Origin of the sequence: Daejeonella sp., from assembly GCF_049655485.1 — a bacterium.
Classification (GTDB): Bacteria; Bacteroidota; Bacteroidia; order Sphingobacteriales; family Sphingobacteriaceae; genus Daejeonella.
Genome location: NZ_JBASJU010000169.1, coordinates 1 through 15,719, shown reverse-complemented (window position 1 = coordinate 15,719; position 15,719 = coordinate 1). Strand labels below are relative to the sequence as shown.

Sequence of the window (15,719 nt, the reverse complement as noted above, 5' to 3'; positions counted from 1 at the left end):
GCCATGCTAAACGTTTATAAACTAAGTGACCTGGATCAGCAAAAGATCAAAGAGCTTTGCGTACGGAATGCAGATGGAAATAACAATATCAGAAGTACGGTTGACAATATTATCAGCGAAGTAAAGGTGAAAGGTGATGTGGCGCTTCGCGACTATGCCGAGAAATTTGATGGAGTGAAGCTTAACAAGCTATACATTGAAAAGGAAGAAATCGACATTCTTGCCAGCGAGGCCGGCGATAAAGAAAAACAAGCTCTGCTTCTGGCGTATACTAATATCGGAAAGTTCCATGAAAGCCAGATAATCAAAGAAAATAAGGTTGAAACAAGCACCGGCGTAGTTTGCTGGAGGGAATCAAGGGCAATTGAGAAAGTCGGGCTGTACATTCCTGGCGGAACAGCCGTACTTCCCAGTACTTTTTTAATGTTAGGAGTGCCTGCCAAACTTGCTGGATGTTCTGAGATTATCGTCTGTTCTCCCCCTCAAAAGAATGGAAAGGTAAACCCATATCTTGCGTATTGCGCCCAATTGCTTGGAATTGATCGGATTTATCTGGTCGGCGGTGCCCAGGCGGTTGCTGCCATGGCTTACGGCACGGAAAGTATTACTAAAGTAGATAAGATTTTCGGACCTGGTAACCAGTATGTAACCATGGCAAAGACTATTATCCAGTCGGAAAGCCAGACTGCTATTGATATGCCGGCAGGGCCATCCGAGGTACTGGTCATAGCAGATCATACCGCAAATGCAATATATGTTGCTGCAGATTTACTTGCACAGGCCGAACACGGTGTAGATAGCCAGGCAGTCCTCGTTTCAAGCTCTGCGGAAATTATTAGCCGAACTGTTGCTGAACTTGAAAAACAGATTGCAGTGCTGCCAAGACGCGATATTGCCGAAAAAGCAATTGCGAATTCGTATGCTATTCTCACAGTCGATCTGGATGAAGCCATGGGTTTTAGCAATGAGTATGCTCCTGAACACCTTATTCTTGCTACGGATATGTGGGAAAGTCTGGTCGACAAGATTATAAATGCCGGATCGGTTTTCCTGGGACATCTGACACCGGAAAGCGCCGGAGATTATGCCTCGGGCACTAATCATACGCTGCCAACCAGCTCATATGCGAAAGCTTACTCGGGCGTATCATTAGATTCGTTTATTAAAAAGATTACTTTTCAGCATATAAGTAAGATCGGGATTGAAAACCTGGGGCCTGCTGTGGAAATACTGGCATCGCTTGAGGGATTGGATGCACATAGGAATGCGATAACGGTTAGGCTAAAATAAATTAGGATTTTGTCTGGATTAGGATTAATAGGATTACAAGATTATCGGATTAAGAAACGCTTTGAGATAGGATGCATAGGATTGTAGGATGCATAAGATGCCAAGTAGAATAGCTAAAAATAGGATTCATAGAATGATAGGATTAACGACCCCGGTCTTTGTTCTTTGCTCTTTGTTCCTTATTCAATAACACATTACAACAACATGTTTAACCTTCAAAACATACTCAGAAAAAACATCAAAGACCTTGTGCCTTATTCCTCAGCGAGAGATGAGTTTAAGGGGGAGGCATCGGTATTCCTCGATGCGAATGAAAACAGCTTTGGCTCACCTCTCGATGTGAATTATAACCGCTACCCTGATCCGCTTCAATTTAAGGTAAAACAGAGGTTAGCCGAGATCAAGGGTGTCCCGCCAGGTAATATATTTCTGGGCAATGGCAGCGACGAGGCAATTGATATCTTATTCAGAGCATTTTGCCGGCCTGGTACAGATAATGTTATTACGGTTCCGCCTACCTATGGAATGTATGAAGTTTCAGCAAACATCAACGATGTTGAAGTTCGCAAGATAAACCTTACACCCGATTATCAGCTGGATATGGAGGGCATCGCTGAAGCTATAGATGAACACACGAAAATTATTTTTATCTGCTCTCCGAATAACCCGACCGGTAATTCAATTAACAGAACAGATATTGAAACGATACTGGCAAATTTCGAGGGACTTGTAGTTATCGACGAGGCTTATATAAATTATTCGCGTCAGAAAACTTTTGTCCAGGAATTAACGGAATATGGGAACCTGGTGGTTTTACAAACACTTTCTAAAGCCTGGGGACTAGCCGGCCTAAGGCTTGGGATGGCTTTCGCCAGCGAAGAGATTATTGGGGTGTTCAACAAAGTTAAACCTCCGTACAACATTAACGAAGCCTCCCAGCAGATTGCTCTTGAGGCCTTACAGAATGTAGAACAGATTAATGACTGGATAAAACTCACCGTTTCAGAGAGAGAAAAAATGAGGGACGAGTTGGGGAAACTGGAAGCAGTCCTTAAAATCTATCCCTCCGACACAAATTTCATTCTGGTTAAAACCATTGACGCTAACGGAATTTATGAGCACCTGGTTAATAACGGAATAATTGTGCGTAACCGTTCAAAAGTCGAACTTTGTGAGGGCGCATTACGCATCACTGTGGGTACTCCCGAAGAAAATAAGACCTTAATTACAAATCTGAAAAATTTTTCAGCAAAGAAATGAAGAAAGTACTTTTTATAGACCGCGACGGTACAATTATAGCAGAACCCCCTTTGGACTTCCAGGTTGACAGTCTGGAAAAACTCGAATTTCTGCCTTATACAATATCTTCTCTGAAGAAGCTTCAGGATTTCGGCTACGAGCTGGTCATGGTAACTAACCAGGACGGACGGGGCACCAGCAGCTTTCCTGAAGAAGATTTTCTAAAACCACATCAAAAAATGCTTAATATCCTGGAAAATGAGGGTATTACTTTTGCTGAAATTTTTATTGATGATTCCTTTCCTGAAGCTAATAGTCCGAATAGAAAACCGAATACCGGCTTACTAACCAATTATCTGATATCAAATCTGATTGATCTTCGCCACTCTTACACGATAGGCGACCGCGGAACGGATGTTCAGCTGGCAAAGAATCTGGGCTGCAAGTCGATATTTTATGGGCTCGAAAACGCTGATGCTGATTTAAACTCTAACAGCTGGATAGAGATCACCAGTTTCCTCACACGGAAATCTGATCGTATGGTGGAACTCGAACGCAATACTAAAGAGACCCGTATTAAACTCAGCTTAAACCTGGATGGTAATGGTGAACATCATATCGACACCGGATTAAAGTTTTATGACCATATGCTTGATCAACTGGCCAAGCACTCGGGTGTGGATTTAAGCTTAAAAGTTCAGGGCGATCTTGAAATTGACGAACATCATACCATCGAAGACAGTGCAATCGCATTGGGAAAGGCATTTAAACAAGCCCTTGGAGATAAGCGCGGGATTGAACGGTACGGCTTCTTACTACCGATGGACGAGGCGTTGGTACAATGTGCGATCGATTTTTCAGACCGGGCATATTTCATTTACGAAGGTAAATTTACACGGGAATATGTTGGCGATTTCCCTACTGAAATGTTCGAACATTGGATGAAATCATTCTCTGAACATGCAGGAATGAACCTCAATTTAAAAATCCTCGATGGAGATAATACTCACCATATGATTGAAGCGAGTTTTAAAGCATTGGCTAAAAGCATCAAACAGGCGATCAAAGTAACCGGAACAGAATTGCCTACCACTAAAGGAGTGATATGATTGGGATCGTATTTTATGGAGCTGGTAATATCTTCTCGCTCACAGCGGCGCTGGACAGACTTGGCCTGGAATATGGGATGATCCATACAGCTGAAGATTTCGGCAAATACGACAGATATATCATCCCCGGGGTAGGCCATGCGGGTTCGGCGATGAGTAAACTTAAGCAAACTGGCCTGGTCCCATCCATACTTGCACTAAAGAAACCGGTGCTTGGCATTTGTGTTGGTATGCAGCTATTAACAGAGTACTCAGAAGAAGGGGATTCTACCCTTACAGGTATTATTCCACTAAAGACAAAGTTGTTTGATGCGGCGCTAAATATTAAGATCCCCCATACAGGATGGAACAGAGTAGAACATACATCTGGCCTTTTTCTATTTAATGGAATATCACCGGGGACTCATTTTTATTTTGTACACTCTTATTTTATAGAATTTAATTCTAATTTTACTATCGCTATGGCAGAATACGGAATAAAATTTTCTGCAGGCATACAAAAAGAAAACTTTTATGGGGTGCAATTTCACCCGGAAAAATCCGGTTTGGCCGGTGAACAACTATTGAAAAATTTCTCTCAACTAGCATAACCTATGTATATAATCCCAGCAATTGATATTTTGAACGGAAAGGTTGTTCGTCTCCGCGAAGGAGATTACGAGCAGGCTACTTTTTATGATGTCACTCTCGAGGAGATGATTGAGAAATATCATTCAAATGGCACTGAATTTATTCACATCATTGATTTAAATGGTGCAAAAGGTGATTTCAGCAACCAAAAATTCCTGTTTGATATAATCCAAAAGACCGAAATCAAGGTTCAGTATGGAGGTGGAGTTCGGAGTATTGACAAGGTAAAAGAACTAATTGATTCCGGGATACACCGGGTTATAGTAGGTACGCAGGCATTAACCAATGCAGATTTTCTTCCTCAGTTAAGCAAAGAGATTTGCGGTAAATATAAGTCACAGGATCAGGTTGTCGTAGCAATTGACGTATTAGACGAGGTAATTAAATATTCCGGCTGGATGGAGAGTTCTCCAATAAAAATGATGGACTATGTTGACAAATGTCTGCATCTGGGTTTTTTCAGGTTCCTGTGTACGGATATTGACAAGGACGGGAAACTGGGTGGCGCAGGTGTTGACCTCTATAAGAAACTCCTGGAACATTCCCCTTTTATTAAGCTTATCGCCTCAGGCGGAATAAGTTCTATGGATGACATTGAAAGCCTTCAGCAAATAAAAGTAGAATCTTGTGTAGTGGGAAAAGCTATCTATGAAGGACGAATAAGCATTGAAGAAATAAAGGATTGGAACCTGAAAGCTTTGATCAGCTTTTAATTGATCAGTAACCTTGAACGATCTTACTTTAAATACCTCTTTTTCAAGGGTTGTAACTGACACTAGCCTCGCGAAAAGAATAATTCCATGCCTGGATGTTAAAGACGGGCGTACAGTAAAAGGAGTCAATTTTGTCGCTTTACGCGATGCCGGGGACCCCGTAGAACTTGCATATCAGTATTCGCAGCAAGGTGCCGACGAGCTGGTATTCCTCGACATTACTGCTACCCATGAGAGACGAAAAACCCTTGTGGAGTTAGTAAAATCTGTCGCGCGCCAGGTAAATATCCCATTTACTATCGGAGGCGGAATAAACGAAATAGCAGATGCCGATATTCTTTTGAACTCGGGTGCAGATAAAATCTCAGTCAATTCAGCAGTAGTAAGAAATCCTGCATTTATCGATGAACTGGCACTTGCGTTTGGGAAGCAATTTGTCGTGGTCGCGATAGACACCAAGTTTATTGAAGGCAAGAATTATGTACACCTCAACGGCGGACGAATCAAAACGGATATTGAAACGGAAGACTGGATTAGAGAGGCTGAATCACGAGGAGCCGGGGAAATATTGCTTACTTCAATGGATCATGACGGAACAAAGGCTGGTTTTGACAACGGACTATTGAAAAAAATAAATGACACCTTAAGTATTCCACTTATAGCTTCAGGAGGCGCGGGAAACGTACAGCATTTTGTTGAACTTTTCCATACAACAAATGTAGATGCTGCGCTGGCTGCATCAGTTTTTCATTATGGGGAAATCCTGATTCCGGATTTGAAGAAAATACTTAAACAGAATAACATAGAAGTTAGGCTATAAAATTGCTTTTTACGCTGCGCTAATTCGTAATTCGTAATTCGTAATTTGTAATTGATAAAACATGACAATCGATTTTAATAAAGGTGAAGGCTTGGTACCAGTAATCATTCAGGATGATAAAACTCTGGAAGTCTTGATGGTGGGATATATGAACAACGAAGCCTACCAAAAAACCTTGTCCGAAAAAAAAGTCACCTTTTTCTCGAGAACCAAAAGCCGCTTGTGGACGAAAGGAGAAGAGAGCGGCAACTTCCTGAATGTCGTTTCTATTAAAGAGGATTGCGATAATGATACTTTATTGATAAAAGTTAATCCACATGGCCCAACCTGCCACACCGGCTCGAGAAGCTGTTTCAATACATCATACAACCAAAATTTTCTTTTCGAACTTGAAAACATCATTGCAGACCGATACAGTAATCCTGTAGAAGATTCATATATAAACAAGCTTCGTATCAAAGGCTTGAATAAAATAGCCCAAAAGGTGGGTGAAGAAGGTGTTGAAACCGTGATAGCAGCTTTGAACGAAACGGAAAAAGACTTTGTAAATGAAGCATCTGATCTCGTTTTTCATTTGCTTGTTTTGATGAGGGAGAAAAATGTAAGCCTTGAAACGATAGCGAAGAATTTGGCGGACAGACACGAGAAGAAAGTTGACGGTTGACAATTGAAAGTTGAAAGTGGTTGCTTCATACCTCTTACTTCCTACTTCATACCTCATTCCCCCAATTATGATTGATATAAAGCTTCTGGCAACTCTTTCCGGACATCAAAATCCAATTTTTACTGCGGAGAATTCGCAAAAGGCAGGAATCCTTTTTACTGCGGGCAATGATAGAGGTGTAGTTGAATGGAGTCTCAAATCCATGAGCTTTATTAAGGTCATGTTCCCGGTTCGCTCCTCTGTATATTCATTGCACTGCCCTGCCGGCGCACCTCTGTTGATAGCCGGAGAAAGAAACGGTCAGGTTGATGTTTTTGATTTCAGAGAGCAAAAGGTAACGCATATGCTCCAGCACCATAAGCTGCCCGTTTTTGATATCAAAACCGTTCCAAGTAAAAACGAATTGCTTTTATCCTCTGAGGATGGCATAGTGTCGGTTTGGGATTTGCTTAGCATGCAGATCCTTTACTCCTTCAAAGTCTGTGCAACAACAGTTCGGGTAATAAGCATTAGCCCCAACGAAAAAACTGTCGCATTTGGCTGCAAAGACAATATCATCCGAATTTATCGGCTCGACGATTACAGCCTTATATCCGAACTTGATCAGCATACCCTTCCGGTTACCTCACTGCAATTTTCGCCTGATGGCAAATTCCTTTTGTCGGGAAGCCGTGACGCGCAGCTGAAAATCTGGAACACTTCCGACTTTACACTTTACGAAAATGTTGCCGCCCACCTGTTCTCAATTTACAGTATAGCATTTCATCCGAAACTTCCATTCTTCGCTACAGCGAGCAGGGATAAATCCATCAAGATCTGGAATGCAGAAGATTTCAGTCTCAAAAAGACTTTAAGCATAGAGAAAGGCTACGAAATGCACCGCCTTTCAGTTAACAAGGTTCTCTGGGATACTGAAAACAGGTTGATTTCTGTTGGGGATGATAAAATGGTGAAAGTTTGGGAGGTAACCCAACAACTTACATCCGTTTAATAATCCTCAACTTATGCGTATACCTCTTTAACTCTTTGTTGAAGATCCCCTGGTTATCAATCCCGTCTATTCTTACCCTGCCAGAAGCATGGATTATCGTTTCGTTACTGAGCATAATGCCCACATGAGTTATTTTCCCTTCATCATTATCGAAAAACGCCAGATCGCCGGCTCTAGATTCCTGTAGGAAACTCACCAGTTCTCCTTCCTCAGCCTGCTGATATGCATCCCGTTTAAGCTTTACCCCAAACTGCCTGAACACCATTTGAGTGAAACCTGAACAATCTATACCGAAAACGGACTTCCCTCCCCATAGATAAGGTGCGTTCAGATAAAACATAGCTACCTCTGTAATCCCGCTTCGGAGCTTATCTTTAGATGGTGTTATTGTCTCACCCTCCAGCTTATATTTCGTTTTTCCCAGATAGAAAAACTTGTCTAGTGTCTTAGGAATATTAGAACCTGCCACCAGATTAAGTCTTTCTGTACCTGATTGTTTTGAAATACTATGGCTCACCGCGGGACCAAGCACTGCATTCAGATCATGGAGCGCCACAAATGCTGCATGTTCTATCTCTTCGAACTGCTTTATATCAATCCAACCCTCGTACTCGTCATGGGCGGTCAATATCCTAATCCATTTTCCGTTGTTTTCCTGAATGGTGAAGTGATCTCCAAACAATAACTGAGACGTCATTTCACTTTTGTCTGAAGGCTCCGCCCGCACAGGCACAAGCGAAAGGTTACAAACACCAAACTGTTGATTCATATTGCAAATAAACCAAAATTAGCATAAATTGGATGTAGATACATTCAAATAAAATAACAGAATTTTTACGAAAATAATCATCCGCAAAGGATCAAACAGGCACTTAGTTTTAAAAATTGTCAAGATATATGAAAAGCCAGGAGACGATAAACCGAATTCTAATAGCCGTAGAAGACAGCCCGTATTCCGATGAGGCAATACGGTACGGCATGATGCTGGCAAAAAAAATGGGATCAAAAATAGCCATGGTACATGCAGATGAGATACCTGTAAATACCCCTTACGTTGCCGATCCTATGCTCAGTGAAACACCTTTGATGATACCTGAAATGATGGAAATCCAGGAGGAGGCAAGTAAAAATTTATTTAAAAGAATTGATGCAGAGTACGGTGAGGGCATTCAAATCACTAAATATATAAGAGTAGGCCGGGCACAGGATGAAATCCTTGCTGTCGCTGAGGAATATAAAGCAGATCTGATCATTTTAGGAACCCACGGCAGAACGGGACTGGATCATTTTATTTCAGGGAGCGTTTCTTCCAGTGTGGCAAAGAGAGCGAAATGTCCGGTTATGATTATTCCAAGAAGGGAAAACTGAAGTAGGAAGTCGGATGTCGGAAGTCGGAATATTTCTCCTACTCCGCGTGAAGCCAGGATTTTTTAGCTAGAAGTTCTTCGCGGCTTTCTCTAATGTCTTCATCATCTACACAGCAGTCAACAGGACAAACAGCAGCGCATTGCGGCTCATCGTGAAAACCAACACACTCAGTACATTTATCAGGAACTATATAATATACCTCATCTGAAATTGCTGCTTGAGTTTCGCCGGCGTCCAATGTAGTGCCATCTCCAAAATCAATAATGCCACTCAGGCCTGTGCCGTCTGAAAACCTCCAGGCAGCACCCGCATCATAAATTGCATTATTCGGGCATTCTGGTTCGCATGCCCCGCAGTTAATACACTCATCGGTGATTTTAATTGCCATCTCTATCTATAATTCTATTTGTTACCTTATTTTTACACCCGAAGAGGCGTGATTGTTTTTAAACGATGCAAATATAACATTATTTGAAGTATTATTTTTTGAAGACGGAGATTTTGACAACCAAACAACGATTAGAGGCATTTGCAGAATTAGGGGCGATTTTGAGCTCACCGGATAAGCAATTAACAGACCTGATAAATTCGGCCCGGCAATATAATGCCTGGTTCACCCCGGAAAGCACTGCGAATGCGGTCAGTGCAATTGCAGGAATGCTTGAGAAGGAAAGTTTAGAAAAATGGATGAGTTTTTATACTATTTCTCTAAGGCAATCATATTCTGTTGGCCTTATTTTAGCAGGAAATATCCCACTTGTTGGATTCCATGACATTCTTTCTGTACTTATAACCGGAAACAAAGCATTGATCAAATTATCATCTCAGGACAATAAGCTGATCCCATATATTCTTCAAATTCTTACAGGAATTGAACCGCTTTTCAAGAGCCAGATTGAATATATAGAACGCTTAATTAATTTTGATGCCATTATTGCAACGGGAAGCAACAATACATCCCGTTATTTTGAATACTATTTCAGTAAAGTGCCGCATATTATCCGCAAAAATCGCAACAGCGTAGCTATTTTAAACGGACACGAAACGAGTGAAGAATTGCGGAGTCTCGGACACGATATTTTTGACTATTACGGCCTGGGCTGTAGAAATGTCTCTAAGCTTTATGTGCCAAAGGGCTATGATTTTAAAAATCTTTTTGAAGGAATAGAATGCTTCAAGCCTGTTATCGACCATCACAAATACAATAATAACTATGACTATAACAAGTCTATCTTTCTAGTAAATCTCGACAAGCACCTGGATAATGGCTTTTTGCTGGTGAAAGAAGATCAGCGACTTGCCTCACCACTTGCTGTACTATATTACGAAGAGTACGATGATGTGGCCAAGCTAGAACAGGATTTAGTTACAATATCTGATCAGATACAATGCATTGTCTCAGCTGATAAATTGGAAATTGAGACGGTTTTGCCTGGAAAAAGCCAGAAACCTGAATTGTGGGATTATGCTGACGGAGTAGATACGATTGCTTTTTTGGCACACTTGTCTTGATACTTGATACCTGATACTTGCTACTAATTAGTAACTTTGAAGCTCATGTATGTAATAAAAGTAAAAGGCGTTGCTAAAATTCCGGATTATGTTCAGCTAAGGGATGAAAAATTTACTTTGCTGGCGTATTTCAGGTTAGACAGACCAGAAAAAGCGCTTGAAAAAGCAGGTTTAGCGGCGCATGCTGAATACATTATGAGCACCATTAAAGACCTTCCCTTCGGGCAAATATTAAAATTAGATATCTGATTATGATTGGTAATTCCGTTATTAAACTACAAGGCGTAGATGTTTATCAGCAAAAACACCTGGTATTAAGCAATGTAAACCTCCATATTGACAAAGGCGAGTTTGTTTTTTTAATTGGCCAAACCGGATCTGGCAAAAGCAGTTTATTGAAAATAATCTATGGAGACCTGCACATTGGTAACGGCGATGGGGAAGTAGCAGGATTTGACCTTCGAAAATTAGCAGAAAAAGACGTACCCTTTCTGCGGCGCAAACTTGGCATTGTGTTTCAGGATTTCCAGCTGTTAACAGACAGAAGTATTGAACAAAACCTGGAGTTTGTGATGAAAGCAACCGGATGGAAAGATAAAAAGCTAATCGCTGAGCGAATTCGTGACGTGCTTGAGAAGGTAGGCTTACGTTCTAAAGTCAAGAAAATGCCGCATGAACTCTCCGGTGGTGAGCAGCAAAGGGTGGTTATTGCCCGGGCTTTGCTTAACGACCCAGAATTAATTCTGGCTGATGAACCTACAGGTAACCTGGATCCAGACACTTCAGAAGAAATTGTTACTCTTCTAAAACAAATAAGCCTTTCCGGAACCTCCGTTTTAATGGCGTCACATGACTATCATATCATACGCACCTTCCCTTCACGAATAATTAAATGTGAAGGCGGACAGGTTCACCAGGATGTTAAAATATAGGATCAAGTAGCAAGTCGATACTGACGTACCATATAGCTTATACGTCCCTGTTTAACTCAAAATGTATCTTGATACTTGAAACTTGCTACTTGATACTCCTTTAATATCCCTGCCACTCTGACGCGTTTATACTTTTGGCAAAAAAATTGCCATAAGGACTTATGCGTCTTTCAGACATGTTGAATAAAATGAAGAAGAATAAAATGGAAGAGAATACCAAGCCTGAAGACCAGGATGTAAACGAATTACAAGACGAAAATATGAGTCCGGATGAAGCCGGACAGATTGACATAGAGAATAGCCAGGACAATAATACAGATTCATCTGGTAGTACTATTTCCGAAGAAGAGAAGCTTCGGGCAGAAGTTGCTGAATGGCAGAATAAACATCTTCGTTTATATGCAGAATTTGACAATTTTAAACGTCGTACCAGCAAAGAGCGTCTTGAATTACTTCAGATAGCCGGAAAAGATGTAATCGTAGATCTATTACCTGTTCTTGACGATTTTGAAAGGGCGCAGAAATCCATGGAAACAGCTACCGACATAGAGTCAGTTAAAGAGGGTGTGAAACTGGTTCATCATAAACTAAAAAATACATTGGGGAGCAAAGGGCTAAAAGAAATGGAAGCTATTGGAAAAGAGTTTGATGCTGATGTTCACGAAGGTATTACAAATATCCCTGCACCTTCCGATGATTTGAAAGGGAAAGTCATAGATGAACTGGAGAAAGGGTACTATCTTAATGATAAGGTAATCCGATTCGCAAAAGTTATCATCGGATCATAAAAATTAATTTTATGTGGGCGCAGGCGATTTGCCCGTAAGCACATTTCTAAATAAAGATGAGTAAAAGAGATTATTACGATATCCTGGGCGTCACACGCTCTTCGACTGCTGATGAGATAAAGAAAGCATATCGCAAAATGGCTATCAAATATCACCCGGATAAAAATCCCGGTGATAAAAAATCAGAAGAAAACTTCAAAGAAGCTGCAGAAGCTTACGAGGTTCTGAGCAATGCCGATAAGAAAAAACGTTACGATCAGTTCGGCCATGCCGGTGGAGCGGCGAGTGCAAACGGTGGCGGCTACGGCGGAGGTAATATGAATATGGAGGATATCTTCAGCCAGTTTGGAGATATTTTCGGAGGGGGCGGTGGAAGCCCCTTTGATAGTTTTTTTGGTGGTCAGCAACAAGCGCGCGGCGGCCGTCGTGTTTCCAGAGGAAGCAATTTGAGGATCAAAGTAAAGTTAACTCTTGAGGAAATTGCGAAGGGCGTAGAGAAAAAAGTCAAAGTAAACAAACAGATCTCCTGCGAAACCTGTGATGGCAGCGGCGCAAAAGACAAGTCTTCATTCCATACCTGCAACACCTGTAACGGTAGCGGCTCTGTTCGAAGAGTAACTAATACCATTCTGGGGCAAATGCAAACTACCAGCACCTGCCCTACCTGTAACGGGGAAGGAAGTGAAATCACAGCAAAATGTACTGTTTGTCACGGAGAAGGTTTAACCCGGGGCGAGGAAACAATCAGCATCAATATTCCAGCAGGAGTTAGTGAAGGAATGCAGCTGTCGATGAGTGGCAAGGGGAATGCGGCAGCCAGGGGCGGAATAGCTGGTGATCTTATCATCCTTATCGAAGAATTGCCTCACGAATTCCTGAAAAGGGAAGGAAATAACATTATATATGATTTGCACATCAGTTTCATTGATGCAGCAATCGGCTCGAGCGTTGAAGTTCCAACGATTGATGGTAAGGCTAAAATTAAGATTGAACCAGGAACCCAGGGAGGAAAAATACTTCGCCTAAAAGCTAAAGGAGTTCCGGAAGTTAATTCATATCATCGCGGTGACCAACTAATTTATGTCAATATTTGGACGCCAAAGGCTTTGTCCAAGGACGAGCGCGATTTACTTGATCAACTGAAAGATTCTCCGAACTTCAGGCCACAACCTGGAAAAAATGAGAAAAGTTTTTTTGATAAGATGAAAGAGTATTTCGAGTAAGACATGATGGAAGCGATTTTGAGCTTCCCTTAGGACGTATAAATAGCCCTTTCTTCATGGAAGGTCTTTTTAGTTTCAAAATTTTACATAAATAGCATACTTAAGGACCTGTTCTGTTGTTTAATAGTAGGAAGTTTTGATAATTTAGCTCCTCCTTAAGAAACCCCAAAACTCCTCAGATCCCAAATGAATAATATTACGAAATACACAGCTATCAGTTTAGTAGCTGCTATCCTGCTTTCAATTACATCTGCGTTCTCCCAGACTCCAACTGATTCGGTTCAACGAATGGATGAAGTCGTGGTAAGAGGTTACATCTCTGAGCAGCCGATTCTTAAAGTCCCATCATCGGTTAGCATCATCAGCAGTAAAGCGCTTAGGGATCAGCCAGGAATTTCAATGCTTCCTGCCTTCAATAGTGTACCGGGTATACGGATGGAAGAGCGCTCACCTGGAAGCTACCGCTTGTCGATCAGGGGGAGCCTTCTGCGATCACCTTTCGGAGTCAGAAATGTTAAGGTGTACATAGATGATTTTGCTCTTACAGATGCAGGCGGCAATACTTATTTGAATTCCCTGGATATTGGAAGTATAAACAATATCGAAATCCTCAAGGGTCCCGATGGAAGTTTATTCGGCGCAAATTCGGGTGGTGTGGTTTTGTTAAACCCTTTCGATAAACGGTCGGACAGCAGCTGGGCATCGGCAAATGTAACCAGCGGCTCATATGGTTTATTCCAGGAGAAAATTGCTTTACAAAAGAAATGGAGTAATAACTATTTGAATGTTAATCATTCTTACCAGACTTCAAATGGTTATCGCGAGCACAGCTCAATGCAGCGCCATTATGGCCAGGTGGGCTACCGCTGGAATTACAATAAGAACAGTCAGCTTCGGTTTCTCGCGTTATACTCGGATCTCGATTACCAAACACCCGGAGGTTTAACTATCGCACAATTCAATGCTAATCCGCAGCTCGCCCGGCCCTCAACGCCTACTGTTGCAGGCCCAGTAGCTCAAAAAGCCCGGATCGAAAACAAGACTTTTTTTGGAGGGCTGGTAAATGAAACCTTGCTATCGCAGAATTTCCGGCATGTATTAGCGCTTTTTGGATCCCACACTGATTTCCTGAATCCTTTCATCACGAATTATGAAATCCGGGAGGAAGGTACTTTGGGCCTCCGGACTTATTTTGAGTTGGTCAGCCGAGCCAATACAGGTATCCGTTGGAAGTGGAATGCTGGCCTTGAACTACAGGGTACAAATGCGGATATTTCTAATTTCAATAATAATCGGGGCGTTAAGGGTAATCAACAGGCTCAGGATGATATATTTTCCCGCCAGTTTTTTTACTTCACCCGTTTTTCAGCAAACCTCACTGAGAAACTGACTGCGGAAGTCGCTGCCAGCCTCAACTATTTCAAGTATGAGTTTGATAAGAATATTCAGACTCCAACCTCCTACTCAGAGAGAAAATTTGATCCCCAACTGATGCCCCGCTTTGCACTGTCCTACCAGTTAAATGATGGAATGGCTATAAGAACTTCTATAAGCCGCGGCTACTCCACTCCTACCATTGCTGAGGTAAGGGCATCCGACAATAAAATTAATACGAAACTTGAGTCAGAAACAGGCTGGAATTACGAAGGTGGGGTTAGACTGCGCGATAGAACCGATAGGTTCTGGCTTGATGCCTCGCTTTTTAACTACAGACTGGAAAACGCTATCGTGCGGAGAGTGAATGCCGATGATACAGAATTCTATCTTAATGCTGGCGGTACTTCCCAAACAGGTTTTGAAACCCAGGCATCTTATTGGTTGATTCAACCGGGAACCAAAAGGTTCATTAGTGGCCTGCAGCTTCAAAACAGCTATACATTAAGCAAATACTATTTTCGGGATTATGTGAACGTGACTGCCAATTATTCAGGGAACCGACTCACCGGTGTACCGAGAGGAGTTGTTATCAATGGTTTCGATTTAAGAATCGAGCGGAATTTCTATGTGTTTGCTCAGCATAACTACACTTCAAAAATACCTTTGAATGATGCTAACAGCCTCTATGCAGAAGACTATAACCTTGTTCATTTAAAAGCAGGCTGGAGAAAAGCTAAAGTTGGGAAAGCTGGCTTAGACTTTTACGTTGGGATAGATAATCTTCTTGACGAAAATTACAGCCTTGGTAACGACTTAAATGCCTTCGGTGGAAGATATTTTAATGCAGCACCGCTGAGGAATTTCTTTGGAGGGGTTAAGGTTACGCTGTAGGAAAGAATTACTAATCAAAAATTACGAATTACGAAAGAGCAAGCGGTGAAACTGCTTGCTCTTTTTATGCTAATTATCGAAACCGAGAGCGATATTGATTGTTGATTCTGTCTATTAAATGTATCTTAACTCAATCAAACCGAAAAGAAATGTTTACAACCAGTCCCTCTCT

General features: G+C 41.7%; 17 protein-coding genes. 15 read left to right on the top strand and 2 right to left on the bottom strand.

The features are described 5' to 3' along the window. Nucleotides 1-3 precede the first annotated feature (3 nt). From hisD to WBJ10_RS06810, 8 genes are all read left to right on the top strand, one after another. On the top strand, nucleotides 4-1,290 hold the full coding sequence (gene hisD, locus WBJ10_RS06845; protein WP_424288773.1) for a histidinol dehydrogenase: 1,287 nt from the start codon (nucleotides 4-6) through the stop codon (nucleotides 1,288-1,290). Nucleotides 1,291-1,494: 204 nt separating this feature from the next. Next, entirely contained in the window at nucleotides 1,495-2,550 is a 1,056-nt protein-coding gene (gene hisC / locus WBJ10_RS06840; RefSeq protein WP_424288772.1) for a histidinol-phosphate transaminase, read from the top strand. Then, a complete protein-coding gene (hisB, locus tag WBJ10_RS06835; protein ID WP_424288771.1) occupies nucleotides 2,547-3,638 on the top strand; it encodes a bifunctional histidinol-phosphatase/imidazoleglycerol-phosphate dehydratase HisB in 1,092 nt (363 codons plus the stop codon). The genes hisC and hisB overlap by 4 nt, the downstream gene beginning before the upstream one ends. Beyond that, nucleotides 3,635-4,228, top strand: a complete 594-nt coding sequence (gene hisH / locus WBJ10_RS06830; RefSeq protein ID WP_424288770.1) for an imidazole glycerol phosphate synthase subunit HisH — start codon at nucleotides 3,635-3,637, stop codon at nucleotides 4,226-4,228. The genes hisB and hisH overlap by 4 nt, the downstream gene beginning before the upstream one ends. A 3-nt stretch (nucleotides 4,229-4,231) precedes the next feature. Further along, nucleotides 4,232-4,981, top strand: coding sequence for a 1-(5-phosphoribosyl)-5-[(5-phosphoribosylamino)methylideneamino]imidazole-4-carboxamide isomerase (hisA, locus tag WBJ10_RS06825; protein ID WP_424288769.1), 750 nt, complete (start codon nucleotides 4,232-4,234; stop codon nucleotides 4,979-4,981). 13 nt (nucleotides 4,982-4,994) lie between these two features. Beyond that, nucleotides 4,995-5,801: an imidazole glycerol phosphate synthase subunit HisF gene (hisF, locus tag WBJ10_RS06820; RefSeq protein WP_424288768.1), complete on the top strand. Its 807-nt coding sequence runs from the start codon at nucleotides 4,995-4,997 to the stop codon at nucleotides 5,799-5,801. Nucleotides 5,802-5,862: 61 nt separating this feature from the next. After that, the gene (gene hisIE, locus WBJ10_RS06815) at nucleotides 5,863-6,465 is read left to right on the top strand and encodes a bifunctional phosphoribosyl-AMP cyclohydrolase/phosphoribosyl-ATP diphosphatase HisIE (protein ID WP_424288767.1); all 603 of its coding nucleotides are present in this window, start codon (nucleotides 5,863-5,865) and stop codon (nucleotides 6,463-6,465) included. Between the two features lie 67 nt (nucleotides 6,466-6,532). Beyond that, complete coding sequence (locus WBJ10_RS06810; RefSeq protein WP_424288766.1) at nucleotides 6,533-7,456, top strand: WD40 repeat domain-containing protein; 924 nt, start codon at nucleotides 6,533-6,535, stop codon at nucleotides 7,454-7,456. On the opposite strand, the gene WBJ10_RS06805 is transcribed toward WBJ10_RS06810, so the two are convergent. Further along, nucleotides 7,443-8,225 carry an NlpC/P60 family protein gene (locus tag WBJ10_RS06805; RefSeq protein WP_424288765.1) on the bottom strand — a complete coding sequence of 261 codons (783 nt, stop codon included), beginning with the start codon at nucleotides 8,223-8,225 and terminating at the stop codon, nucleotides 7,443-7,445. The genes WBJ10_RS06810 and WBJ10_RS06805 overlap by 14 nt on opposite strands. Before the next feature lie 128 nt (nucleotides 8,226-8,353). On the opposite strand from WBJ10_RS06805, the gene WBJ10_RS06800 reads away from it, so the two are divergent. Continuing rightward, the gene (locus tag WBJ10_RS06800; RefSeq protein ID WP_424288764.1) at nucleotides 8,354-8,824 is read left to right on the top strand and encodes a universal stress protein; all 471 of its coding nucleotides are present in this window, start codon (nucleotides 8,354-8,356) and stop codon (nucleotides 8,822-8,824) included. A gap of 37 nt (nucleotides 8,825-8,861) precedes the next feature. Here the strand turns inward: WBJ10_RS06800 and WBJ10_RS06795 are convergent, their stop codons facing one another. Then, complete coding sequence (locus WBJ10_RS06795) at nucleotides 8,862-9,212, bottom strand: 4Fe-4S dicluster domain-containing protein (protein WP_424288763.1); 351 nt, start codon at nucleotides 9,210-9,212, stop codon at nucleotides 8,862-8,864. A 113-nt stretch (nucleotides 9,213-9,325) separates the two neighbouring features. Between WBJ10_RS06795 and WBJ10_RS06790 the strand changes: the two genes are divergently transcribed. The 6 genes from WBJ10_RS06790 to WBJ10_RS06765 all read left to right on the top strand — a co-directional run bounded on the left by WBJ10_RS06790 (nucleotide 9,326) and on the right by WBJ10_RS06765 (nucleotide 15,547). Further along, a complete protein-coding gene (locus WBJ10_RS06790) occupies nucleotides 9,326-10,336 on the top strand; it encodes an acyl-CoA reductase (protein ID WP_424288762.1) in 1,011 nt (336 codons plus the stop codon). Between the two features lie 45 nt (nucleotides 10,337-10,381). Then, nucleotides 10,382-10,585 (top strand): fructose-6-phosphate aldolase, encoded by a 204-nt coding sequence (locus tag WBJ10_RS06785; RefSeq protein WP_424288761.1) that lies wholly within the window; start codon nucleotides 10,382-10,384, stop codon nucleotides 10,583-10,585. 2 nt (nucleotides 10,586-10,587) lie between these two features. Beyond that, nucleotides 10,588-11,268: a cell division ATP-binding protein FtsE gene (locus tag WBJ10_RS06780; protein WP_424288760.1), complete on the top strand. Its 681-nt coding sequence runs from the start codon at nucleotides 10,588-10,590 to the stop codon at nucleotides 11,266-11,268. A gap of 188 nt (nucleotides 11,269-11,456) precedes the next feature. Then, on the top strand, nucleotides 11,457-12,056 hold the full coding sequence (locus WBJ10_RS06775; RefSeq protein ID WP_424288759.1) for a nucleotide exchange factor GrpE: 600 nt from the start codon (nucleotides 11,457-11,459) through the stop codon (nucleotides 12,054-12,056). Nucleotides 12,057-12,112: 56 nt separating this feature from the next. After that, complete coding sequence (gene dnaJ, locus WBJ10_RS06770; RefSeq protein WP_424288758.1) at nucleotides 12,113-13,279, top strand: molecular chaperone DnaJ; 1,167 nt, start codon at nucleotides 12,113-12,115, stop codon at nucleotides 13,277-13,279. A gap of 186 nt (nucleotides 13,280-13,465) precedes the next feature. Further along, on the top strand, nucleotides 13,466-15,547 hold the full coding sequence (locus WBJ10_RS06765) for a TonB-dependent receptor (RefSeq protein WP_424288757.1): 2,082 nt from the start codon (nucleotides 13,466-13,468) through the stop codon (nucleotides 15,545-15,547). Nucleotides 15,548-15,719: the final 172 nt, after the last annotated feature.